The organism is Rubripirellula amarantea, from assembly GCF_007859865.1.
Classification (GTDB): Bacteria; Planctomycetota; Planctomycetia; order Pirellulales; family Pirellulaceae; genus Rubripirellula; species Rubripirellula amarantea.
On the sequence record NZ_SJPI01000001.1, the window covers coordinates 2,957,998 to 2,982,865 of the forward strand.

The following is a 24,868-nucleotide window of genomic DNA, read 5'->3' on the forward strand; positions in this document are numbered from 1 at the left end:
CGGCAACTCAATGAACTCGACCGCAAAGTTACGGATTGCTCGTCACTGTCACGTTGTCGATGTAGATTTCTGCGTTGGTTGCGTTTCCAAACAAGCCAGGACTTCCCTGCACGTTAGGAGCTTCGTCGGTCGCGGTGACGGTCCATTCGGAAGGTTCGGGATCTTCTCGCGGCCAGACTTTACCTTTGAGCACCGCGGTCCCATCTTCAACGGACGCTTGAAGTTTCAAGCGATACCAGACTCCCGCCTGCCAGGAAACAGTCGTGCTTTGAGCCATTCGTAGCTGAGCCGCCCAGGTACGAATTTGCAGTTGTTGTGACTCGCCCATCAAATCAAGTGTGTAACGTTGAGCGATGATTCCCATGTCGGGTAGCTTCGCGGTTCCGTCTTGAGCTTTCACGTCGGCGGTGACGGTGTAGTCATGCAGGTCCGTCGGGCCAAACCACGTTTGGCTGCGAGTGCCCTTCGGGATGGTGCTGATCTTGACGATCAGCGGTTCGCCTTCGACCTTCCGGGCTTCGTGACGATAGCGAGCACCGATCCAGGTGATCGGAACGGTGTTGTCGTCGAATTTAAAGGTCCATGGCAGCGACGGAATAACACGGACTCGCGCGATGCCGGTGAGGCCACCAGCCTTGACCAAGATCGTCGCTGATCGGTGAGCGTTTCCGTCGTTGGCGGTCTCGGTGTTATTTTCGGAATCGGGAACCATGTACGTTCCGCTGGCGTCTATCTGGCCAGCACCGATGACTTCAAAGGACAAGTCGCTGGTAGAACTAGCAACACGCCGACCGAGTGAATTAAATGCGTTGACGGTGAAACGAAGTGTTTCGCCTGGTTGGACGATGGCTTCGGCTGGGATCAATTGCAATTGCGCCGCCAACGAGTCGCTGATTTGACCGGTCTGTGACGGGCTATGGGCATTTTCGGACAACTGCGGTCGAGACGAACTAGCCTGCGCTTTGCTCTTGTCGGACAAGCAGTAAAGACCGCCGGTCGTTGGCAAATAAATTCGACCATGGGACGCGATCATCGACCCGCCGACATCGTGACCTTTGGGCAAACGCACTTTGAAAACTGACTTCACGCCCGACTCCGTAGGACGCAGAATATGAACGATGCCGCTGGCGGTGGCCGCGTAGATCTTTCCGTCGGCGTACAACAAGCTTCCACGCATCGCCGTACCAAGCTTCATCGGTTTGCCAATTTCCTCACCTGTTTCCGTATCGAGCACATGCAAGCGAGACGAATCTTCGACCACGTAGAGTCGCCCATCGATCAACAAGGGTGAACTCTTGCCGACGGTAAGTTCCTCGGTGCGCCAACGTTCGGCCGATGCCGAATCAAGGCTAGCGACGGGACCCTCGATGCTAACCACGGCACCCATCGCGGTTCCTTCGGGATTTTCTTCACCATGTGCGGCGTAGATATTGCCTTGGTTATCAATCACTGGGGAAGTATTGATTCCGCGCCGAGACAGCGGTTCTCGCCAAAGAATTCTGCCGGTTCGCGGTTGGATGCCGTACAAATCACCGTCACCTGAACCAGCGACCATTACATCTTGGCCGCCGATCTGGGTGATGATGGGTGTGCTGTACGTCGTGTCCTCGGGCAAGGGACGAGTTGCGGTTAGCCAAACGAGTTCACCTTCATTTTTTTCGAAGGCAAGAAAGCGATGGGCTGGGCGTGCGTTTTCATCCCAGCCTGTCGTCACGCCGCTGATGATGACTAGGTCTTCGTAGACAACCGGTGTGTTGGTTCGACCGCCATACGTGCTGAGCATGCCAAATTCTTCGCTCAGCGATCGCGACCAAATCGTTTTACCAGTGGCGCCGTCAATGCACTGAAACAGACAGCACGCACCGAACGCATAGACTCGATCCGTTTCCGGATCACCACAAACGTTGGACCACCCCACTCGTTCGGCAGGCAGGTCGGAAAGGAATACGTTGTAAACGTTTTCCCACAGCACTTCCCCTGAGGCGGCGTCCAGTGCGATCACTTTCTCGGCGTCTCGTTTGGTGTCGGGTTTGTCACGCACGATGGTGAATAGTCGACCGTTCATCACAATCGGAGTACTGATGCCCGAGGCGGCTTCGCTCTTCCAGACCACATTGCTATCTGGTTCGTCACCTACGTCGGCGGGATCAAACCGTTCGATAAGTCCCGATTCGTTCGAGACTCCGTTTTGATGCGGGCCTCGCCAACTAGGCCAATCCAAAGGATCGGGCTGAGCTGCAAGAGCCGAAGGATGAAAGACGCTTGAGAGGCAAACGGTGGATAGAAGAAGCAAACCACCAAACACAAACGGTCGGATCACGGAGAGCATTCGAAAAAGAAGGTGAGCACCGGCTCGATCGCTCGCAACATCCGAGACGAATCCACGAGCTAATGTCTGAGTCGGCGCGTCAAACCTGAATTAGGTTCTAACGCGACCGTCCACTCAGCGGAATTCTAGCTCCCCGTCAAATATTCCGCTACTTAGTTCGTCGCCAAAATTTGGGCCTTATCGCGAGAGCGTCCAGGTATGGCTAGTTCGAGGCAATTCAGCCAGGCACGTAGAAGTCCCAGCACGTAGAAGTCCCAGCAAGGTGAAGACCCAGGATGGTGAAGTCCCAGCAAGGTGAAGACGCTTGGAGGCGAAGTCGTTAAAGGTTTGAGCATGGGGGTGCGGTCGCTGGGGCCGTCGTTGGCAATTCCTGAATTGGGCGTGATTATCAGGTTAGACTAGTGACCTTGGCGGACGCTTTCGGCTTCCCCGTTCCAGAGGACCTCTCATGTTTCGAATCTGCTCGCTTTGGATTGGTTTTCTAAGCGTATTCCTAGTCCATCAATCGTGTGGTGCTCAGGGCGACTCAATGCGCTATCAAGCCTATCGACCAGCGTTTTCGCCTTCGAAAACAATCGAACCGACGCGTCCAGAGATCTCCACTGGCTCGCGAACGCAATTCGAAAAGGTGGCGTATCGACTCGGGCCAGGGGACGTGGTGGGAATGGTTGTTCAAGGAGTGATCGGAGACTTTTCTGCGTCGAACGTTCGAATGCCTGACGGTGATGACCCCGCTCAGTTACCCGCGTTCGGTCATCCATTGGTCGTCCTGAAAGACGGCACACTCCCCTTACCGTTGATCACGCCGGTACGCGTCGATGGGTTAACGGTGACCCAGGCTCGCGACGAAGTTGCCCGCCGATACATCGAAGCCAAGATCTTGAAACTGCCGAATCAAGTTTGGGTGTCGTTGATGCGTAAACGAACTGTCACGGTCAACGTGCTGCATCGGACTTCGGGCCCCAACCTTCAACGCGTCTCCAAAGTAAGGTTGCCGGGCGATCAAGCCAGCACGGTAGCGGCTGTGGCCGAATCGGGAACCTTTGACCCGGACGCGATAGCGAGGTTGATACCCCGTCGGAATCACTCCGGTTTGTCGGGGAGTTTGCGAGACGGCGATACGATCTCGCTCGATTCGCCTGCGGTCGGTTATTTCTACAGCGGTGGACTGTTGCCCGGGAACCAGCATCGCTTGCGATCGAACCAACCCATCAACGCGTTGCAAGCGATTTCGATAGCGGGTGGTTTTAAGGGATCGCGTTTGGGAATCGTGCCACGGCACGTTGTCATTATCCGAAATGGTTCATCGGTTCGCATTCCTTACTCGCAAGTATTACAGAACCCTGGGGCCTGGACGATTCGACCTGGCGATCACGTTTGGGTTCAGTAGCGCCGAGTCCCTTGCCACTAGCTCAAGTCGAGTTTGCCGGTGCTTGTGCCGAAAACATCTTGATGCACACCCATTCGCTCCATCATCGACAAGTACAGATTGCAAAGCGGAGTTTTCTCCGGTGCGGTGAGTCGTCGTCCTGTTCGAACACTGCCACCGCCGCGTCCAGCAAGCAACAGCGGCAGGTTTTCTGTTTCGTGCCTATTGCCGTCGCGCAGTGAAGATCCAAACATCACCAACGAGTTGTCCAATAGCGTGGAATCCCCTTCGGAAAGCGATTTCATCTTCTCAAGCAAGTAAGCCACCTGTTCAACGTGCCACGTGCCGATTTGCTCATACACCGCGATCTTCTTCGGATCGTTTTCGTGGTGCGAAATCCCGTGGAAGGATGTCTTTACTCCGTTGAGGAACGAGAACGTTCGTCCGGTTTGAGCGTTACCAAACATGAAGGTCGAAACGCGTGTCGTGTCGGTCCAGAATGCCATCACCATAATGTCCAGCATCAAACGCACGTGTTCGATGTGATCGTTGGGAATTCCGGGGCCGGGCCGTGGGATCTCTAGTTTCCCTTCATTGATCCAGCGACGCTGGGGTTTCATCGACACTTCGATCCGACGCTCGATGCTGCGTACGGATTCTAAGTACTCGTCCAGCTTTGCGCGATCGGTGGTGCCTAGCTTGCGTTGCAAGTTCTTAGCGTCTTCGCGGACAAGGTCCAACACGCTCGTGTCGTCGCCTTGCAATGACTTCGCGACCTCGCGAGTGGTGGGATCGAGTCCTGATAACACGGGGCCGACGTTGGTACCTCGAAACAAGCGGTCAAAGGCTAGCTGAGGAATGATCTCTTTCGGAACCGGTGTGCGTGGGTCTCGCCAAGCGATGTGGGATCCGTAGATGCGAGTGAAACCTCCTCCGATGTTGTCGACTCCGGTGTAGGCTGCATCAACGCCCAATTCAAAACTTGGCAGCGGAGTCTTGGACCCGATCTTTGCAGCGAGAAGTTGGTCCGCCGACGTGTTGCCCGTGTTCATGTCGCGGCCGGACGTTTGCAATACGTGACCCCCGGAAAGGAAGGCCGGGACTTTAGGCCAATGACCGTTCTTGTTGTTCAGGCCAGGGTGGTGAAGGTTCTCCAACAAGATCATGTCGTCTTTCACTTTGGCGAGTGAACGCAACATGGGGGAAAGGTCGTACTGGTCGGTGGGTTTCTTTGTTTCTGGGTCGACCTTGACCGCAGGAGTCCAATTGGGCGCATTCACACCATTGGGCATGAACAAGAACGCTGTCCGCACGGGAGGCCGATCCAGTGGTTTGCCATCGGCGTCAACCGAATCGGATTCCGGTTCCATGGCCTCAAGCCGGGGAAGCGACATCGATGCGGCGGCGCCGGAAACACCCACACCGCGGAGCAGTGATCGACGAGAGATTTTTTGAAAGGCCATCACGTTACTCGGTGGGAAGATAGATAGGCATGGTTTGACGATATTGAAACGGAACGCTTGTGACGATTCCCATCACCAACGCTTCGATACGGTTTTCATTTTGAGCAAGTTGGTCAGTCAATGCACTGATTGTGCAGGAGTCGGCGTCCTCGAGCGATCGGCCCAACGCGAAGCCGAGCATGCGGGTGCAAATCGTGCGAAGGAATTCATCTTGACGATGCGACAATACCTCCCGCAATTCCATGGGGCCGTTGAACACTTCTCCCGAAGGCAGTTTTCCTATCGCGTCAATGTCAAACTTTCCCTCTTTGTCTCGCCATCGTCCTAGGACATCAAAGTTTTCCATCGCAAAGCCAATCGGGTCAATCAAATCGTGGCAAGCTGCGCAGGCGGGATTGGCACGGTGAGCTTCCAGCCGTTGACGAACGGATTGTTTGTCGCGTTCTTTGTCACCCCCTGGCAATGCCCCCGCATCAGGCGGCGGTGACGGAAGATGAACGCCAAAGATTGTCTCTAGTACCCATCCACCTCGCAAAACGGGGCTCGTTCGACGTGCATAGCTCGTCAACATATGCACCGCACCCAAGCCAAGCACACCTGGCCGAACACTGTCTAATTTCGAATCGTCAATCGAAACTCGAGCGAAACCGTCGTCCTCGCTTGGTACGTCATTGAGCTTGTAATGCTGAGCCAATCGGTGGTTCACAACGACATAGTCGCTGGAAATGAGTTCAGTGACGGGGCGATTCTCGCGAAGCAAGACGTGCATCAACTCACCGACTTGATCTCGCAAGTCCGTTACCAGTTCGGTCGTGTAGTCTGGTTTGAAAAAATCGGTGTCGGGGATGTGCGATTTACCCACGACGTTGGTGCCAAGCCATTGTCCAGCGAACGCACTGGCCATGCGTTTGCTGCGCGGGTCGGCCAACATTCGCTGGACTTGTTCCTGCAGAACGTTCTGTTCGTGTAGCTTGTCTTGCTCAGCCAAATCAATCAGCGTCGCATCGGGAACCGAGTGCCATAGAAACATCGAAAGGCGGGATGCAAGTTCAAGATCGCTGATTCGATGCAAACCAGGTTCTTCGTTGGTCGGCTCGGTTAAGAAAAGGAAATGAGGTGAGACAAGAATCGCCTTGAGTGGCAATTTGACGGAATCTAGAAACGGTTCGTCCCGTTCGATAGCTCGATCGAACAACGCCAAGTACTGCTCAAGTTCTTCAACCTTCAGTGTGCGGCGGAAAGCGAGGCGGCCAAAGTGTCGAATGATCTCACGGGCGGCTTCGCGCTCTTGGGTGCCGATCAGATCACCGGCGGGGGCCAGCAATCGTTCGGTCGCTTTCTGCCGATTGGCCAGGTCATCAGCGTCCCGCTTTCGGCGACGTGGCTCGTTCAAGTGGACCCAGTGGAGTTGGGCTTTCGGAGCGTCGTCGGATGAACTCGCTTTGACATCGTTGTCATTGCCATTCGGGTTGCTGTCGCGAACAATAATTCGAATTTGGTGAACGCCGCGAGTCAAACGCAACGGAGTCCAAAAACTATCGTTCTTCTGGTCTGGCTTTAGCTTCTCGGTAAATACTTCAACGCCATCGATCTCTGCATGCAACACTAGTGATGATTCAAGATCGCAGTTTGCCTTGAGCGAAAACTCGTAGTCTCCACCGCGGTAAAGGGTGACTGTTCGCTCGGCCGAGTGGCCATCTGATAATCGAAGTGAATAGTCAATCTTGTCAGAACCTCTAACCAGCAAAGCGTGATCGTTGTCCGATTGTCCCCTGGCAAGTGAATAGGTTTGATCGAACGGAGGCGTAACGATGACGCGGTTTAGAATCTCGCCCGCCACTTCGAGATACCGTTCCATCAACAGAGGAGGCAAGAACAGCGTTTCGCCGTTGTTGTCGAATCCTTCACCGCCACTGCCGTCGGCCGGAAACGATTCGGTGAAGTCAAAATCTAAACCCGTAATGTCGATAATCGCGTGGGTGTACTGATCGCGATTGAGCCGTCGTGGGACCGGGCTGCCCGCGAACTCACCATCGATGCAAGCGGTTGTTCGCAAGTGAGATTCGATCCACTGGAATAACTCAAGTCGCTGAGCTTCGCTTGGTTGGGGCGAGTCGGCCGGTGGCATGGTGCGGTTGTGTAGTTGTTCGGCAACGCTTGACCAAAGGCCACGATTGCGAGCAACCTCGTCACTGGATTGATCTCTCAGGAACCCCACCGCATCGTCTTCGTCATCCGGTGAATGACAATCGCCGCAGAATTCCATCAACTGTGGATGCACGACATCGCGATAGGCATTTTCGTCTGCGCGGGTGACCGATGTCAGCAACGAGATTGCTCCAACAATGAGCATTCGCGATAGGTCAAACAAGCGAATCATAAAATTGCGTGCCGGAGGGATAGTGCGCGGCAAGCTGAGTCAGAGCACAGCAAAGGTGGGAATGCGCCGCGAGGGAGGGTGCCGCTATTATTGACGCAAATCGCAAGGATGCCAATCCGCAAATCGTACCTTCACGACTCGCTTCTCACTTAATAGCCGTTTTGCATTGGACTAAAGTTCTATCAAAACCGGTAAGTCGGGCCCCCGGTTAAGTGGGTCAGAGCCTTTGAACGTACAGGTAGTACGCACCGCAAATCTCCGCACCGGATGAATCCAGAAACGAGGTGCGAATTTCAATCTGCCCCGCCGGCAATGCGGTTTGAATTTGAAACGATTGCTGATCTGATTCCGGTGTTAATTCAAAGGTTTGTCCACCAACCTGTAGGGTTGCTCGCTGGACGGGAAGTGAGCGGCCCTCCGCGTACGTGCCGTCCGTCACTTTGGTCTCGGGGATCGACGCTTGCAATTCTAGATTGGACTCACGAGGCCAGCGTCGAAGCTCCAAGGAAAACACGCCGGCATTGGCAACACTTAAGTGCCACGTGCCGTTTTTCCGTTCCGCTCGACGCACCTGAGTTTGTTGATCCACGAATACATCGAGCCATTCGCAAGCGGTAAGCAAAGTTGGGTTTTCGGCTTTACTTCCGATGATGACTCGTTGAGGTGTCATAACGTCGTCTTTGACGCCGTCCCACCAACGATCTAAATGCGATCGCATTCGTTTCACCACTTCAGGATGCTGATCAGCAACATCGTGATCTTGATGAGGGTCGTAGTCGATGTTGTACAGTTTTCGATTTTCAAGAAAACGCCACTTCTTCCAAAGCACACCCGCACCGTCTCGAGCTGGGATCGCTGGATTTCCGGATGTGTATTCGGCTTTCATGCCCGGCATGCGGCTGTAGTTGATCACGAGCATCCGATCGGGCAACGTTTCTTGTTCACCTCTTAGAATCGGAGCCAAACTGATGCCATCGAGGTCCGCAGGAAGGTTCGTTATGTCAGCCAAGTCCGCCAGAGTTGGCAGCAAGTCTTGCACATGAGTTAAGGCATCAATATCACGCGGTTGATTGATCGGTCCACCCGGCCAGCGAATGAAGCATGGCACGCGGTGCCCCCCTTCCCATAGTTGCGTCTTTTTGCCACGCATGCCAGCGTTGTAATAGTCTGGACCCATCGTGCTTCCGTTGTCAGTTAAGAACACGACGATCGTATCGTCGAACAGATCGCGATGACGTAGGAAGTGATCGAGTTCGCCAACGTTCTCGCCGATGTTTGATCCCATCGCTAAGAAGCTCACCAAGCTCTCTTTCTGTTTTGCATTGAGATGGCGGACAACTTCGGGGTGGCTCTTCAGTGATTGGCGTATCGAATCGCGGTACTTCTCGGGGACGAACCAGGGCCAATGGGCCGCGTTGAGTGCGATGTATGCGAAGAAGGGGCGATCATCGGGTTTTGCAATCCATTCTTTGGCTTGCGAAAAGAAAACGTCCGTGCAGTAACCTGGGAACCTTTCGCGTTTTCCATTGTGTGAGTAGGTATCGTCGAAATAATCGTTGTCCCAGTAATCGGGAACACTGTTGATGTGCGACGAAGGAAACCACAGCGTTTCTTCAAATCCACGATCTTGCGGACGATAAGGGTAGTTGTCGCCCAGATGCCATTTGCCAAAGATCCCAGTGCGATAACCTGCGTCCTGAAACACATTCGCGATTGTTGGCAAATCAGACCGTAACAGTGTCCGTCCACTGCTAACGTTGCTGGCGTTATTACGAAACGCATCGAGGCCGGTCAACAATTGACCTCGTGTTGGAGTGCACATGGGCGCGACGTGAAAGTCCGTTAGTCGAATGCTCTGGGACGCGAGGCGGTCGATGTTCTGCGTTGCAGTGATCGGATTACCGTGACACGAAAACTCACCGTATCCCTGATCGTCGGTCATCACGACTATCACGTTGGGCTGCGATGCACTTGATGCAGTGCCGAACCAAAACAAGGTCAGGCACGCAAAAAAGACAAGGCAACGTGATCTGCCGCGGTATTGCATCAGGTATCTAGCCCTTTTACGCCGGCGGCAGTGCTTGTTCCAAACGTGTCCAATTCCAATCCCATCCGTTGAGCGAACGAGACGAACAAATTGGCAAGCGGCGTATTATTTGCCGAATCATGAGCAACGTATTGCCCATGTCGATAGCCGCCGCCCGCAACGACAATCGGAAGGTTGTGCCAATCGTGAGCACTGGCGTTGCCCAAGTTCGACGCGAACAATACTGCGGTTTCATCAAGGAGGCTTTGACCGGATTCGTCGATCGCGCGTAGCTTGCTAAGGAATTCGTTGAAGACAGTGAACTCCGCTTCTTCGATTAATCGCAACTCTTCTATCTTGGTCGGGTCTTTTCCGTGATGAGAAAGTCCGTGCCAATCGCTGGAAACGCCTTCAATTTTAGGAACGGAATTTAGTCCACCCAATTCGAAAGTGATCGTTCGAGTGGAATCGGTTTGCAAAGCAAGAACGATAATGTCATAGAGCATTCGTTGACGTTCGATTGCTTCATCCTTGTCACGAATGTCGACGGGGGATTCCACATTGACTTTCGGTTTGGGGCGCTTCACCCATCCCTCACTTTGCTGCAAGCGGGTTTCCAGATCGCGAATCGACGAAAGGTACTCGTCTAGTTTACGACGATCTTGACGGCTTACTTTCGTTTCAAGTTCTCGTGCGCGAGAACCCACAGTATCTAAGATGCTGCGTCCTCGTTTGATCGCTGCGATCTCATCAGCCATCTGCGATGAACTGCCTTCAAAGAACAATGCCTTGAATAGTTTTTCAGGTGAACTTTCGCTTGGGACGCTGACGCCGCTAGCGGTCCACGAAAGAGAGCTCCCACCACGGGTGGAAAGCGCCAAATAGGGAAACCGAGTTTGAATGCCGATGTGCTGGGCGATCAGTTGATCGAGAGAAATGGTATTTCGAAAACCAGCTAATCCAGGTCGCATCGCTGATGTCAGGATCGTTAGCGAAGAAGCGTGGCCGTTGTTGCCTTGTTGCTCGGGATGCGAAAGTCCGCCCAACAAAGTTATCTTGTCGAGGTTATCTTGGACCGCCGCCAAGTATGGCGTTGACGGCTTTAGTTGGCCGGGCGATTGCGGAAACAGGTGAGGAGCGTGGAAGCCAAGTCCGGCATTCATGACCACGAAGCGTTTGGGGGCTTCTTCATTCGATGCACCCAATGCACGTTGCCCGACGGTCGGTCCCATGGCTTCCAGCATCGGCAATGCAATCGCCGCTGCACCCATCCCACGTAAGAGTTGACGTCGGTGAATACGCGCCGAATCGTTGATGGCGAGGCTTCTTTGGAAATGATTCATTGTGTGATGTCGATTTGGTTTACTTTTTTCGGAACACATTGCTAGTGACGACATGCTCGATCAAATCTCCCACCCGATAGCCTTTAGATTTTGATTGAGCAACAATTTTGGATATTTCAGGTCGATCCGAAAAACCCATGTCCCGACCGGTTGCGAAGGTCAGCAATTTAGTCACGAAGGATGTGGCAATCGTATCCGAGTCAGCAGCAAGATGTGCACGAAATTCGCGGTAATCATCGAACGATCGTCCATCAGGTAACTCGCCGCTGGCGTCGACTGCAGGGCCGAGCTTGTACCTGACTTTGCGGCCACTGATTTCAAGCTGAACCTTTTCCCCTTCACCGAGACTGCGGAATCTTTCCCGATAGCCACCGATCGGATCAAAGCATTCCAACGCGAATCCTGGCGGGTCAATCATCGTGTGGCAACTTCGGCAACTGTCTAAGTCGCGATGCTTGTCCAAGAGTTCTCGCAGCGTTGTCGCGCCTCGAATGTCTGGCTCGATGCCGGGGATTCCGGGCGGGGGCGGTTGAGGTGGCTTGCCTAGAATTCGTTCCATCACCCACACGCCGCGAACGACCGGGGATGTGTTGGTACCGTTGGCCGAAACTTTCAACACGCTCGCCTGACTGAGCAAACCCCCGCGGATACTATCTTTGGGCAACGTCACTGCGCGAATTTCGGGACCGTGTACGTTTTCGATTTCGTAGTGCCGCGCGAGTCGTTCGTTAAGCATCGCAAAGTCCGATTGGACAAGGTTCCCAATCGGCAGGTTGTCCCGGATCAACTTGCTGACAAAGGCTCGCGTTTCGTCGATCATCGACTGATGCAAAAACTGATCGTATTCAGGAAACAATTGTTGATCGGGGCTGGTGAAATCCATGTCACGCAAGTTGAGCCATGCATCACAAAAATCGTTCACGAACCGGTCGTTATGCTCACCGTCAATCAAGCGCCGAACTTGATTGATCAACGCAGAAGGATTGGTCTTCAACTCACCTTTGTCTGCCGATCGCCTCAATTCCCCATCAGGTGCGGAACGTGTAAGAAAGTAGGCCAAGCGATTTGCGATGGCATGGTCGTCCAGCCAACCATCTGGTTCGTTGAAGTACAGGAAATCTGGTGAACAGAAAACCGCAGCGACCGCGGTTCGCAAGGCATTTTCTAGCGATGCCCCTTGATCAAGTTGCTTCTGGAACAAATCTACATAACGTTCAACATCGCTTGCCAGAACCGGACGGCGAAACGCCAGGTTGGCGAGACGAAAGAGGGTTTTCCGCGCCGATGCGTTTGGGTCGTCGGATTGCAGTTCAAAAGCCTGTTCTCGTTGCCACTTTTTTGTCTTGATTGGCGAGCGAACAAATTGGTCAAGTAAAAGTTGGTGACCACGGCCGGGAAATTCTTCGAGGATCGGGCCGATCAATTCCACTTTGCGAATCGCGGCACCAGGACCCCGGTATCCTTCGATTCCATCTTTTCGCAAGTTGTAGCTTCCTGTGTCGATGCCCCAAGGATCGATCTCGATCATGTAACGATCTTCGATGTCCGCTTGCAGTTCAACGGTAGTGGGTTCTCCCGGAGCCAGTTCGGTGAAGCCGTAGGTCAACTTTTCTGAACCTCGTCGGAAACTGGTTCCACCAACGCGAATCGTGATCGGCTTATCGCTTTGGTACGCGTATCCCGTTACGCGAATAGTGTATCGCCCCGGTGGTTTGACTTCTGTGCCCCGCAACATCCCCGTCGGGTAACCCATTCTTGCAAAAAATACGACGGAATCATCGGGCAACTTCTTCCATAGGTTCCCGATGAACCGTTTTCCCTCCATTGTGTCAGCATAGGATGCGGCAACGGTTTGCATCGGAGGACGTTCGGCAGTTTTTTCAATGGCGGCGTTCATTACCTCGTCCGCTGCTTCGAGGTATTGCTGCAAGTGGACCATCGAAATTCCGAGAGCGTCGCCCACGTTATCGAACTCATGCGATCGGCCATCTTCTGGCAAGCGATCCACTAAGTTCAGCTTCGTACCAAAGATATCGTTCATCGTATTTTGATATTCGCGCCGATTGAGGCGACGGTAGACCGTGCCTTTGTTTGCGGCGTGAGCCTTAGACAGGGATGCGCTCAGCGTGTCATCGAACAATTGACGATCCGCAGGGGAAACCGTGGCCACGTCCTCCGGTGGCATCTCCTGATCGTGAACACGATCAAAGACTCGTTCCCACTTCGCAAAAGTTGCGGCCTTATTCAAGTCGTTCTGCAGCGATTCTAAATCGAAGCCGCCTTCACTCTGCCCGTTGGCGTGACAGTCACCGCAGTGCTGATTCAGGAACGGATCGAGAGTCGAGCGGTTCAGATCACCATTCGCCCCGCATAAGCTGGGGCCGATCAGGAACAAGACAAGCGACGGCAGCAGAATCGCGAATGGGGAATGAAAAGGTGTACTCATGCAGGTGACTTTAGGATTCAGTGGCAGCGCACCGGTTTCGTTGGTTGTTCTTCAGTCGCGCTGGTTGGGCCGGCGCATCGGACTTCAGAGTATAGAAGGAAACCGCAGGGACTCGACGCTTCGGAAGCGGAGTTTAGACGGCGACGCTAGAAGTTGCTCGACACAGCGAAGGTTAGAGGTGATGCAAAGCAGTCAATTTCTAACTAGGTCCCCGCGTAGACTGGATGGCTGCCGCAGCCGCTGTTGCTGATAAAGATGCCCAGGTCGTTCAGCAATGAGCCCGTGGCCGTGCCAATATTAACCAGGGAAAGAGCGTAGCGAGAAAGATCAGACGCCAATTGAGTTTCCGCTCGAAGCAGTTCCTCTTGCGCGTCGAGTAGGAATTCGATTTGAATCTTGTCGGCTTCGTATTGCGCTTGGGATGCAGCCAGCCGGTCACGAGCAGCATCGACTTGAGCCAACGTGGCCTCGAGAGCAGCGAAGCTTGAAGCAACTTCTGCGTGTGCATCGGCGACTTCGTGTCGTACTGATCTTTGTTGTTCGGCAAGCACGGTTTGCTCGCGATTGAGTTGCAACAATGCATTGCGAACAGCCGCTTTCGCTTGGCGTCGTCCTGCCGCTACACCCATTTCGACGCCGAATTCCCATTCTTGGTGGTCGAGAGACGTTAGGTCGTTATACGCACTGGAAAATCGCGAGCCTTCGCCGGTTAGATCGTCACCAAAGCCTCGCATGCGATAGCGACCGATCAAGTCTAGTTGTGGTAGCAGGAAGTTTTTGGCGGCCAACATCTTCAACTCTTGCTGACGCACTCGCAACGATTGGCGCGTTAGTTCCGTTCGTTGATCCATGGCTCGTCCGACTAAGCCGTCGAAGTCAAACGCGAATCTCGCTGTCGAGGCATCGTCCACGGGACGCAGCAGTTGTCCGTCCACGATAGCGATGCCCATTAACATTCGCAGCCTTCGTTCGACCACATACAAGCCACCTTGGCCGGATTCTCCACCGAGGGCTGTTTGTCGTTGCCGAAGGAAACTGTAGTAGCGTGCACGAGCCTGCGCTTCCTTGTTGGCTTCGCCGCCTAGGACGCTGGCGTTTCGCCGAGCCAAGACGGCTTGCCATGTTCTGTAGGCAAGGTCTTCCGCCTCGCGAACACTTTGGTAAACGGCGTATTGTTGTTGAAGTTGCCAGTACGTCGCGTACAGGTCTCGCACGAAATCGCGGACTTCAATTTCAAAGTCGGCTTCGGTCACTTTGACGTTCAGCCGAGCAATGACGATACCGTTTGAAAAGTTAAACCCTGGTTGAGCGTTGGGGCCAGCAATCAAGTTGAAGTTTCGGCCGGCACCTTGCAAGAGTGGTTGCCGCACGCCGGCTTCCCACTGAGTTTCCCAATAGTTTTGAAACAGGTTGCCGGTTCGGTTGTTATTGTCGTAAAGGTGATTGGCACCCAGTTGAATCGTGGCACCTGAAAGCGTTCGCTTTTGTAGTCCTGCGTTGACGGTGGCTAAGTCCTGGGTCAGTTCTTGAGCGTTTCCGCCCACGATGGTGTTGTTGAAAACGCGATCGTTGTTTTGGGCATTAGCGGTCAGGCTTAGGCGAGAATCGAATTCCGATAGCGCGGCTTGAGGCCCAAAGAAAGGATCCGTTGCGGCGATCTGCGGATCGTACGTCGTCGTCACTGCCTCGGGGTTGGCAAGGACCTGAACCCCAAGCGGTCGAAGGACCGGACTGTTAGCCAGAGCGACGGCTAACATTTCGGCTTCGGTGAGGTCGCGAAAGTTTTCGGGGGTTTGCGCCGAGTTGAAAGGGCGATGGTAGTCCGAAGTTTGCGCTGGTAACTGGCTTTCGATGCCGAGCTCTCGCTGATGACTTTGTTCGATTGCCGCTTCAACTTCGGCGATCAACCCTTCGCTTACGTCTGCCGGTTTGGTGGCTTGCGCAGTGTAAGGATCTAGGTCATCGCTCGCCAATAATGCGGAAACGACTTGAAAGGGCGAGCGCGTGATGCTGGGCCGGTAGTCGGCGTTCGAAGTGCTCGATCGCCCGTTGCGATCTGCCATCGCGGGTGTGGTCGTTGTAGACGCGACGGTATCGGGACGTTGCGGTTGCTTTCCGGACGCACAACCAAGCAGGCACGTCGATGTTAGCAGCGACGACACCGAAAAGGCGAAGCCTAAGGACTGCAAGATCAGCGCACGGCGATTCGTTCTACCCACTTGGGTAGGCAGGCGCGCAGTCCGTTCTTGCGGTGTGAAGCGTGTCACGTGAGGGTTCGTCCTTGAACCGTAGAAACATCATCGCCGGTTTGTACCGGTTCGTTCTGTTGACGTATCGGAAGTTGAAGGCCGTGGCAGGTAGTCCCGTCGTTTTTGCCGGACCAGACGCCAGAAGCGAGGCGATGCCCATGATCGGTGCGGTTGGCATATCCGCTAGCCACGTGAGAACTTGGTCCGGTTGTACGGTTTGCTCGCCCGCATGAAACTAAAGGCTGACGCAAATCCCCATGTTCCGTTTTCTTTTTCACCCAGCTTCGTCCGTGAATTCATCTCCTTCGCAAACGTCAGCCGGTTTTTCACTTCGGCGAATGGTCGGTCGATCGCTGCGTCATGATTGGCGAATTTCCCTTGCGGTAGCCTTGGGAGTGGCAACTGCCACTGCGGTGATCACGGGGGCATTGTTGGTTGGCGATTCGATGCGGGGGAGCCTGCGTTCGTTGACCATAGAACGGCTTGGCAGCACCGAGTCGATCGTAGCGCCCGGCGGATTCTTCGTTTCCGATGGTGTCGCGCCGTCGGAATGGGATCCGGTAGCGTTGATCTTCTTTCCCAGTGGAATTGCGGAAGCAAAGTCCGAATCCGGGCGTGTACGTCGCGCCGGATCGGTTCAAATCATCGGCTGCGATGCCAATTTTTGGGACTTGGATGTTTTAGAGACTAAGCCTGCGTCCCTGCCCGGTGAAAACAGTGTGGTCTTAAACCAATCAGCCGCATCCGAATTGGGCGTAGTCAAAGGTGACGAGATCACAGTGCGTTTGCCCACCGAGCAAGCAGTGCCCGCGGATAGCCCCCTTGGCCGGCGAGATCTCAGCAGCGAGGGTTTGCCACGGATGGTTGTGGCCGACATCATCGACGACCAAGGACTCGGGCGTTTTTCAATCACCGCGTCTCAGGCATCGCCGCAAAACATTTACCTCAGTCGAGCTTTGGTAGGTGAAGTCCTTGACCGCGATGGACAAGCCAACATGTTGTTGTTTGATCGCAAAGTCAACATGGATGCGATGCAAGTGGACTTGGAAGACCTTGGATTGTCGCTGCGGAAAATTCACCGCACTTTCGAATCCGAGGATGGTCAAGAACAAACGGTGTTTCAATACGACTCGCTGACCAGCGATCAACTGTTGCTTCCCGAGCCCGTCGTTCGCGTGATTAAGAATGAGTTTTCCAGTGACCAAATTCTTGAAGTCACCACGTATCTTGCCAACGCGATTGAGAAACGCGGTGCCGAACAAGAGATCGTCGCATCGGTTCCTTACAGCACCATTACGGGAATCGATCCGAGTGAATGGCTTCCCCTAAATTACGAGCTCCCCGAAGACACCGCGGAAGGGGTGGTGCCTTTGGTTATCAATGATTGGACAGCCAAGCAGCTCGACGTGAAAGTTGGTGACCCGTTGCGAGTCGCTTACTTTGAACCAGAAGTTGAAAACGGCAAAGAGATCGAGCGTAGTTTTGAAGCCGTCGTTACTCAAGTGGTCCCGATCACCGAGCCGGCCAAGCCGTACCGACGAAATCGTGATGCGGTGTTTGATCAAATGCCAACGCTCTACAACGATTCGGATTTAACGCCCCTTGTGCCAGGTGTCACCGACCAAGAATCGATTAGCGATTGGGACTTACCCTTTCAACTCGAGCGGACCATCTCCAAGGCAGACGATGCCTATTGGAACAATCATCGGCTGACACCCAAAGCCTTCATGCCACTAGCCGACGCGAAGCGTTTCTTTGGTAGCCGTTTTGGTGAAACAACTGGCATCCGTTTCGAAGAGCTAACGGAAACCGAAAGTGAAGGCTTGCGGGAGAAACTTTCCCATCTGCTCAGGCCGCATTGGGGAGAACTTGGTTGGACAGTTCGACCGATTCGTGAACAGCAGTTAAAAGCGTCCAAGGGAACCACGCCCTTTGACGGTCTGTTCTTAGCGCTCAGTTTCTTTGTGATTGTTTCTGCAATCCTGTTGATCGCAATGCTATTTCGACTCGGGTTGATTCAACGCACTCGGCAAATCGGCACCCTAATGGCCACGGGATGGACCGGCGGTCGTGTGCGTCGGTGGTTGCTGGGGGAAAGTGCCGTCGTTGCAACCGTTGGAGCCATTTTAGGCGTGGTCGGCGGCATTCTTTATGCCATGGGTGTGCTGGCAGCACTGCGTTCCTACTGGGTCGGTGCCGTGACGGTTCCGTTCTTGAAATTTCATTGGACGCCCATCAGTTTGATCGGAGGCGGTTTGGCGGGGTGGTCGGTGGCCATGCTAACGATCGTTTGGACGACGCGGTCTCTGCTTCGATGCCAGCCTCAAACCTTGTTGCGCGGTGAAGATGTGGATACTGCATTGCCGAGCACAACGATCGTATCGGGGAAATCGCGGCCAGAAAAAACAACGCGTCGGTTTCCCCTACTTGCCGGGATCATCTTAATTCTTGCGGTGATTGCAGCGGTCGCGGGAGCGATGGTGGGTGGCCAAGCAGCGGCGGGCGGATTTGTGGTATCGGGAATGATGCTGTTGGTCGCTGGTATGTTGTTGATCTACGCCAAGTTGAAGCATCCTCGGCGTCTTCATCATCCTCGGCGTCTTCATCATCAAGGAAGTCACTCGGCATCATCGAACGTCGATCGTGCATCTCGCTTTACTTTGGGTCAAATGGCCTCGCGGAACGCGTCGCGACGTCCGCTCCGCAGCGCGATGACGATCGGGCTGATGGCGTCTGCGTCGTTCTTGATCATCGCCATCAATGCGTTTCAGTTAAGGCCGGATGATCGCGGTATCGGTGGTTACGAGTTGATCGCCCAGTCGGCTCACCCCGTTTATCGCGACATTGACGATGCCAGCGTTCGGTCGGAAATGATGGGCCCCGACGCCAAGGACCTCGATGGCGTTTCCATCGTCTCAATGCGTTTGCGGCTAGAACAAGATGCAAGTTGCAACAACCTGTATCAAGCCACCAAGCCAACCGTGTTGGGGATTCCCCGTTCGTTGTCGGCTCAGCTTGAAAGTCGCGATCCGGACAAGAGATTTCAATGGGCTTCGACGGCTGCGTTGGCACAAGATCAATCGCCCTGGGATTTGCTTAGCGTCGCTGCCGAGGGAACAGAACAAGACCCGATTCCTGTGGTCATCGACCAAAATACGGCAATGTGGAGTTTACAGATGCTCGGCGGTGTCGGTGAAGTAAAGGCGTTTGAGTACGAAGACAACAAGCCTGTCTATTTCCGCGTTGTTGGTCTGTTAGCGAACTCGGTGCTGCAGGGCAAGTTGATGATAGGGGAAGCGAACTTTGAAACATCGTTCCCTGACATCAGCGGCTACCGATACTTTTTGGTTGGCGGCGGTCGTGCATCCGATGGCGATGAAAAAATGAACGCGATTGTCGAATCGTTGGAAAGCCGTTTCAGCGATGTGGGGATGGACGTTTCTTCCTCACGCGATGTGCTAGCAGGTATGTTGGCGGTGCAGAACACTTATCTGCGAACCTTTCAAAGCTTGGGTGCGTTAGGACTGCTGTTGGGAACTATTGGTTTGGCGGTCACTCAAATGCGAAGTGTGCTTGAACGGCGTAAGGAGTTGGCCGTGATGCGGGCCAACGGATTCACTCAGCAGCGACTCGGAACGGTGTTGATGACCGAAACCGCTTCGCTCTTAATTACTGGAATCGGATTGGGAGTGGTGTGCGCGGTATTGGCCGTTTTACCTCACGCTTGGTTGGCCGGGATTCGTCCGCCGTTAATCGAGCCGGTGGTAATGGTGGTCTTGATCATGGCATTTGGAATGTTGGCCGGAGTGTTTGCGGTGCGCCGCGTCAGTTCAATGTCGTTACTCGAATCTTTGCGTAGTGAGTAGATGCTTCGAGTGACCTCAGCCCAAGCGGCTCATTTTTCGAATCTCAGTGCAACCGAACAACTCGCGCTCGACGAAGCGATGTTGCTGGAAGCGGACGGCCAGCATGCGTTGCGAAGCGAATCGCAAACGCGTCAGGAACACGAGACATCGCATGGCCATCAAGATACGAAACTTGGACCAATAAATCGCGAAGATGCCAACCCCAAAGATTCCGAACGCATTCGAATCTGGTCCTTTGATCGGCACGTGGTTGTGCTCGGAAGATCATCGCGAGTGGGCGATGAAGTCAACCGACCATTTTGCGAACAGCATGGGATTACGATCGAACGTCGGGCCAGTGGCGGTGCCAGTGTGGTCGGCGGACCAGGGTGTTTGATGTACAGCGTGGTGGTCGCACATCACGACAAGCCACACTTAAAGCAAATCGACGCCGCGCACGACTATGTGATGTCCCGCGTCTTGTCGGCGGTACAGGTTCAATTGCCTGAAGTGCGGCGTCAAGGCATTTGTGATTTGACCTGGGGTGATTGCAAGTTTTCAGGCAACAGCTTGCGGATCACCAAGCATCATTTGCTCTATCATGGCACGATTTTGTACGGGTTTGATTTGCCCCTGCTTGCCCGTTGTCTAGAGTTTGCACCGAGGCAGCCCGATTATCGAAACCAGCGCTCACATGAACGATTTGTGACGAATGTTCCGCTTGTGGCTGAACGATTGGCAGATGACTTGTGCCAGTCGTTCGGAGTTACCGGGCAATACGATGCCGCAAACTATCATCGACGGGTCTTAGATTTGCGTCAGTCCCGATATGACGATGACAGTTGGCGGTTTCGGCATTGATTTTTTATACATGTGCTGGACGGCACATCGTTGCGACGCACCTTTTTCTAACTCTTGAAGAACTCTTTTCAAACTCATGACAGACGAAACACTTCGCAAAACGCTCGAAACTCACGGTCAATCATCAGTTCTTCGATTCTGGTCGTCCCTCGATGACACGCAGAAAGCAAAGCTGAAATCACAACTCGAAGACATCGACTTTCAGCAACTCAAGGCGTTGATATCGGGTCAGGATAAAAAGCAAGATTTTGCGGCGATGGCTGCGGCGGCCCAGTCGCCACCTTCGGTTCGAGCCGACGGAAGCGGAGCATCGTGGACACTTGCCGAAGCGGTTGCATGTGGGGAACGAGCGCTTTCCAGCGGCGAGGTGGGCGCGATCATTGTCGCCGGGGGTCAGGGAACTCGCTTGGGTTTTGATCAACCCAAAGGAATGTTCCCCATTGGTCCCGTATCAAATCGGACGTTGTTTCAGTTTTTCGCGGATCGACTTGTCGCGGTGGGCAAAAAATACGGAGTGGTCATTCCTCTTTACGTCATGACCAGCGAGGCCACCGACTCGGAAACCCGTGAGTACTTCCAAGCGAATGACTACCTTGGTCTTGATCCCAATCAGGTCCGCATTTTCAAGCAAGGTACTATGCCGGCGGTCGATGCAAAGACCGGCGAATTGCTGCTGGCCCAGCCCGACTCGCTTGCGTTGAGTCCAGATGGCCACGGGGGAACCGTCCGAGCCCTGCAACGCAATGGCTGCTTAGATGATTGCGATGCTCGGGGCGTGAAGTACCTCGCGTACATTCAGGTAGACAATCCGCTCGCCAACCTTTGCGACCCCGCACTGATCGGTCATCACTTGATGGCCGAAAGTGAACTCACCACTCAGGTCGTTCGAAAACGTTATCCCACCGAACGAGTCGGCAACGTCGTCCTCGTCAACGGAGATGTGCAGATCATCGAGTACAGCGACTTGCCAGACGAAGCCGCCGAGGCAACGGACGAAAACGGCGAGTTGAAATTGTGGGCGGGCAATATTGCTGTTCATGTGATTGACGTCGATTTTCTAAAGCGAGTGAGTCAATCGGTAGATGCATTGCCATTTCACCGAGCGTCGAAGAAGGTGCCTTACGTGAATGACGCGGGCGAATGGGTCGAGCCCACGGAGCCAAACGCAGTGAAATTCGAGCGGTTTATTTTTGACTTGCTGCCTCAGGCCAAAAACGCCTTTGTCGTCGAATCCCTGCCCAGCGAGGCGTTTGCCCCGGTAAAGAATGCAGAGGGTGCGGCCACCGATACCGCGTCCTTGGCTCGCCAAGCGGTTTCGGATCTGTATCGCGGATGGTTCGAGTCAGCAGGAATCGCTGTGCCGGAGGAGGTTTTGGTCGAGATCAACCCTCGTTTCGCGCTGACTCAATCGGAACTATCCGCAAAGGTCGACCCAGATCTGACAATCGAGGCAAACGTCTATTTGGATGAGTGATTAGTATGGGGGTAGTCGGTTACACTCGACAGCCGGCAATCATTACTTAGGCGGCTATCAGCGTACGGCGGCTGCGCAAAACTGACTTTGGCGACATAAGCTTCGGTCCGCGGCGACAGGATGTTGGTTTTCGTGCGTGGATCGCTCTTTTGGCCAAAGATTTGGGTAAGGGTGGCCGGAAACGGCGAAACCTCAGCCCTGCGGCGGGGTTCTATGCCCTAGGCGGATTTCTAGTCAGGCAACCGGCTGCTTGAAAATCGCCATGCGCGAACTTTGCGCGATGCGAGAGAAGGATCTCTGTATTGCTGCCAACACCTTCCTTCCCTTCCCTCTCTCCCACCTGCAGTGTTCATGTTGAACTTCAATGCTCGAGATCATTTCCATCATCGCGGTTCCCTGCGGACAGGCGGATTACTTGGTGGATTGTTAGTGTGTTTGATCGTGGTCGGCGTCGTTGCCGCTGTGGGGTATCGTTTTGTATACGCCCCGGACGATGAGATCGACGCGACCAAGTTAATTACCGAAGTGGCGCGACGGGGGTCATTTGATCACGTGGTGTTGGAACAGGGCGAAGTCGAGAGCAGCGTGAACAAGGAAGTTGTTTGCGAAGTGAAGGCTCGCGGAATGGGTGGCGTCTCGATCCTATGGGTCATCGACGAAGGTACCCGGGTGAAAAAGGGTGACAAGCTCGTCGAGTTGGATACGTCCGAGCTCGAATTGAACGAAAAGGAACAACGCATCCAGGTCATCACCGCGGAAGCTCGCGCGGCCACCGCGAAGGCAATGCTTGAACAAGCCATCATCGCAAAGGAAGAGTACCTAAAGGGTATCTTCACAACTGAGGAACGGGCAATTGAAAGCGAGATCCAAATTGCAGAGCAGAACAAGCGACGTGCGACGCTAGCTCTTCAATCCAGCGAGCGGCTCGTGTTCAAAGGCTTGGTGAAAGCTTTGCAACTCGATGCTGACCGTTATGCGGTTGCCAACGCAAACACTCAGCTCGAATCGGCTCAAGACCGGCTAAAAGTACTTCGCGATCTCACCAAAGCCAAGTTCTTGGTTCAATACAACAGCGACATCGCGGCTGCTGAAGCGGCACTTTCCGCTGCTGACAGCGAGCTGAGGGAAGAACGCAAAGAGCTAGACGAAATCATTGGGCAGATCGACAAGTGCGTCATGTACGCCCCGTCGGACGGTGTGGTTGTTCACGCCAATAAGTTCAGCAGTCGTGGTGGTAATTCAGAGTTTATCGTCGAAGCGGGGGCGACCGTTCGTGAACGTCAAACGATCATCCGATTGCCCGATCCAACTCGCATGCAAGTGAATTGCAAGATCAATGAGTCGCGGATCACTTTGGTCAAACCTGGGATGCCGGCAAAGATCAGCATCGACGCTATCACGGGTTTGACGTTGACCGGTCGAGTGACCAAGGTCAATCGCTACGCAGAACCAGGCAGTTGGTTTAGCTCGTCGATTAAAGAATATGCGGCTCTCGTTGAGATTCTGAATCCACCTGAAAGCATTCGAACCGGTATGACGGCTGAGGTGCAAATCTTTGTTGAACAGCTCGACAACGCGTTGCAGATTCCTATTCAGGGACTTTACGAACACGGTGGCGAGATGTTCACGCTGGTCAAACGAAGCAACAAGTCGTTTGAAACTGCGAAGGTGGAATTGCAAGCGACCAACGACACGATGGCGAGCATCAAAAACGGATTGTCGGAAGACGATCGTATCGTGCTGAACCTTCGAGAGCACCTTTCGCTAATGAATTTGCCTGAGATCAGCGAAGTCGATAATAGTGAGATTCGTGAGATGGGCGCGCAGCTTCGTGAAAGTGATGCGGCGGCGGCCAAGGCCGATGCTGATGCGAAAGCAGCCGATTCGGTCGCATCGCAAGGTTCCGCTTCCGGTGACGCAAGTGAAGGCGGCGAAGGCCGTCGAGGCGGAGGACAGTGGAGCGGCGGCGGTGGACGGCAAGGCGCTGGCGGACGACCCGGTGGTGAAGGCCGACCTGGCGGTGAAGGACGAGCTGGTGGTGAAGGACGAGCTGGTGGCGGTCGACCCGGTGGTGGCGAAGGCCGAGCGGGAGGCGGTGAAGGCAGAGCAGGAGGCGGCGAAGGCCGGCCCGGTGGTGGTGGACGACCCGGTGGCGGCGGTGGCGGTAGGCCAAGCGGCGGCGGAGGACAGGGATGAGTATGTCTGAGGCGTATGCTACTACTCCGTTGCCCAATCACAGTGACGAATCGAACAACGAGCCGAAACGGTTAGCGACGTCGATTCGTAAATTGACCAAAGAGTATGTGCTGAAAAGCGAAACCGTTCGCGCCCTGCGCGGCGTTTCGTTTGACGTTCCCGAAGGCGATTACGTTGCGATCATGGGACCGTCGGGGAGCGGGAAAAGTACGCTGCTCAATTTGCTTGGTTGTCTCGACAAGCCCACCAGCGGTTCGCTGATGCTCGGTGAGGACGACATTGCATCGATGACCGACGACCAACTCGCTGAAATTCGCAGCAAGCGAATTGGCTTTGTCTTTCAATCCTACAATTTGATCCAACAGCTCAGCGTTGTTGAAAACATTCAGGTCCCGCTTTATTACCAAGGACGCCTTGGCGCGAAAGAACGAGCGCGGGCCGTTGAACTGGCCGAATTGGTGGGTTTAGGCGATCGACTCGATCACCGCCCCACTCAGCTTTCTGGTGGTCAACAGCAACGTGTGGCGATCGCCCGAAGTTTGATTAACGATCCTTACTTTGTGCTTGCTGACGAAGCGACCGGTAACCTGGATTCCGTAACGACTGACGAAATTTTGGCGATCTTTGACGGTCTCAATAACGAAGGCCGCACGATCATCATGGTGACGCACGAAGACGATGTTGCTGAGCGAGCCAAGCGTATCGTGCGACTTAAAGATGGAATGCTTCACACCGACGAAATCGTAAGTGAAGAACGACGGATCGCGGTTCGGGCGCGGCAGGCGCAAGCTGTGAAAGAGTTGCTTGCCCGCGAGTAGCCTCGTTGAGCTCTCGTTGATTGTCGCGTTCATTGTTTCCCTGGTTCTCTCCTTTTTATTGTTAAGCTG

General features: G+C 54.1%; 13 protein-coding genes. 6 read left to right on the forward strand and 7 right to left on the reverse strand.

Annotation, left to right across the window (positions count from 1 at the left end):
• Positions 1-28: 28 nt before the first annotated feature.
• A complete protein-coding gene (locus Pla22_RS10870) occupies positions 29-2,305 on the reverse strand; it encodes a PQQ-binding-like beta-propeller repeat protein (RefSeq protein ID WP_390620261.1) in 2,277 nt (758 codons plus the stop codon).
• 472 nt (positions 2,306-2,777) lie between these two features.
• On the opposite strand from Pla22_RS10870, the gene Pla22_RS10875 reads away from it, so the two are divergent.
• The gene (locus Pla22_RS10875) at positions 2,778-3,719 is read left to right on the forward strand and encodes a polysaccharide biosynthesis/export family protein (protein WP_146514632.1); all 942 of its coding nucleotides are present in this window, start codon (positions 2,778-2,780) and stop codon (positions 3,717-3,719) included.
• A 17-nt stretch (positions 3,720-3,736) separates the two neighbouring features.
• Here the strand turns inward: Pla22_RS10875 and Pla22_RS10880 are convergent, their stop codons facing one another.
• The 6 genes from Pla22_RS10880 to Pla22_RS10905 all read right to left on the reverse strand — a co-directional run bounded on the left by Pla22_RS10880 (position 3,737) and on the right by Pla22_RS10905 (position 15,518).
• Positions 3,737-5,161, reverse strand: coding sequence for a DUF1552 domain-containing protein (locus Pla22_RS10880; RefSeq protein WP_146514633.1), 1,425 nt, complete (start codon positions 5,159-5,161; stop codon positions 3,737-3,739).
• Between the two features lie 4 nt (positions 5,162-5,165).
• Positions 5,166-7,541 carry a DUF1592 domain-containing protein gene (locus Pla22_RS10885; RefSeq protein WP_146514634.1) on the reverse strand — a complete coding sequence of 792 codons (2,376 nt, stop codon included), beginning with the start codon at positions 7,539-7,541 and terminating at the stop codon, positions 5,166-5,168.
• A gap of 217 nt (positions 7,542-7,758) precedes the next feature.
• Positions 7,759-9,588, reverse strand: coding sequence for an arylsulfatase (locus Pla22_RS10890; protein ID WP_146514635.1), 1,830 nt, complete (start codon positions 9,586-9,588; stop codon positions 7,759-7,761).
• Complete coding sequence (locus Pla22_RS10895) at positions 9,588-10,910, reverse strand: DUF1552 domain-containing protein (RefSeq protein WP_146514636.1); 1,323 nt, start codon at positions 10,908-10,910, stop codon at positions 9,588-9,590. Before Pla22_RS10895 ends, Pla22_RS10890 begins: the two co-directional genes overlap by 1 nt.
• 19 nt (positions 10,911-10,929) lie before the next feature.
• Complete coding sequence (locus Pla22_RS10900; protein WP_146514637.1) at positions 10,930-13,356, reverse strand: DUF1592 domain-containing protein; 2,427 nt, start codon at positions 13,354-13,356, stop codon at positions 10,930-10,932.
• 203 nt (positions 13,357-13,559) lie between these two features.
• Positions 13,560-15,518 (reverse strand): TolC family protein, encoded by a 1,959-nt coding sequence (locus Pla22_RS10905; protein ID WP_242631932.1) that lies wholly within the window; start codon positions 15,516-15,518, stop codon positions 13,560-13,562.
• A gap of 377 nt (positions 15,519-15,895) precedes the next feature.
• Between Pla22_RS10905 and Pla22_RS10910 the strand changes: the two genes are divergently transcribed.
• From Pla22_RS10910 to Pla22_RS10930, 5 genes are all read left to right on the forward strand, one after another.
• Positions 15,896-19,471 carry an ABC transporter permease gene (locus tag Pla22_RS10910; protein ID WP_242631933.1) on the forward strand — a complete coding sequence of 1,192 codons (3,576 nt, stop codon included), beginning with the start codon at positions 15,896-15,898 and terminating at the stop codon, positions 19,469-19,471.
• Between the two features lie 9 nt (positions 19,472-19,480).
• Positions 19,481-20,311, forward strand: coding sequence for a lipoate--protein ligase family protein (locus Pla22_RS10915; protein ID WP_146514640.1), 831 nt, complete (start codon positions 19,481-19,483; stop codon positions 20,309-20,311).
• A gap of 76 nt (positions 20,312-20,387) precedes the next feature.
• Positions 20,388-21,785, forward strand: coding sequence for a UTP--glucose-1-phosphate uridylyltransferase (locus Pla22_RS10920; protein WP_146514641.1), 1,398 nt, complete (start codon positions 20,388-20,390; stop codon positions 21,783-21,785).
• Positions 21,786-22,136: 351 nt separating this feature from the next.
• Positions 22,137-23,981, forward strand: coding sequence for an efflux RND transporter periplasmic adaptor subunit (locus tag Pla22_RS10925; protein ID WP_146514642.1), 1,845 nt, complete (start codon positions 22,137-22,139; stop codon positions 23,979-23,981).
• Entirely contained in the window at positions 23,978-24,799 is an 822-nt protein-coding gene (locus Pla22_RS10930) for an ABC transporter ATP-binding protein (RefSeq protein WP_146514643.1), read from the forward strand. The genes Pla22_RS10925 and Pla22_RS10930 overlap by 4 nt, the downstream gene beginning before the upstream one ends.
• Positions 24,800-24,868: the final 69 nt, after the last annotated feature.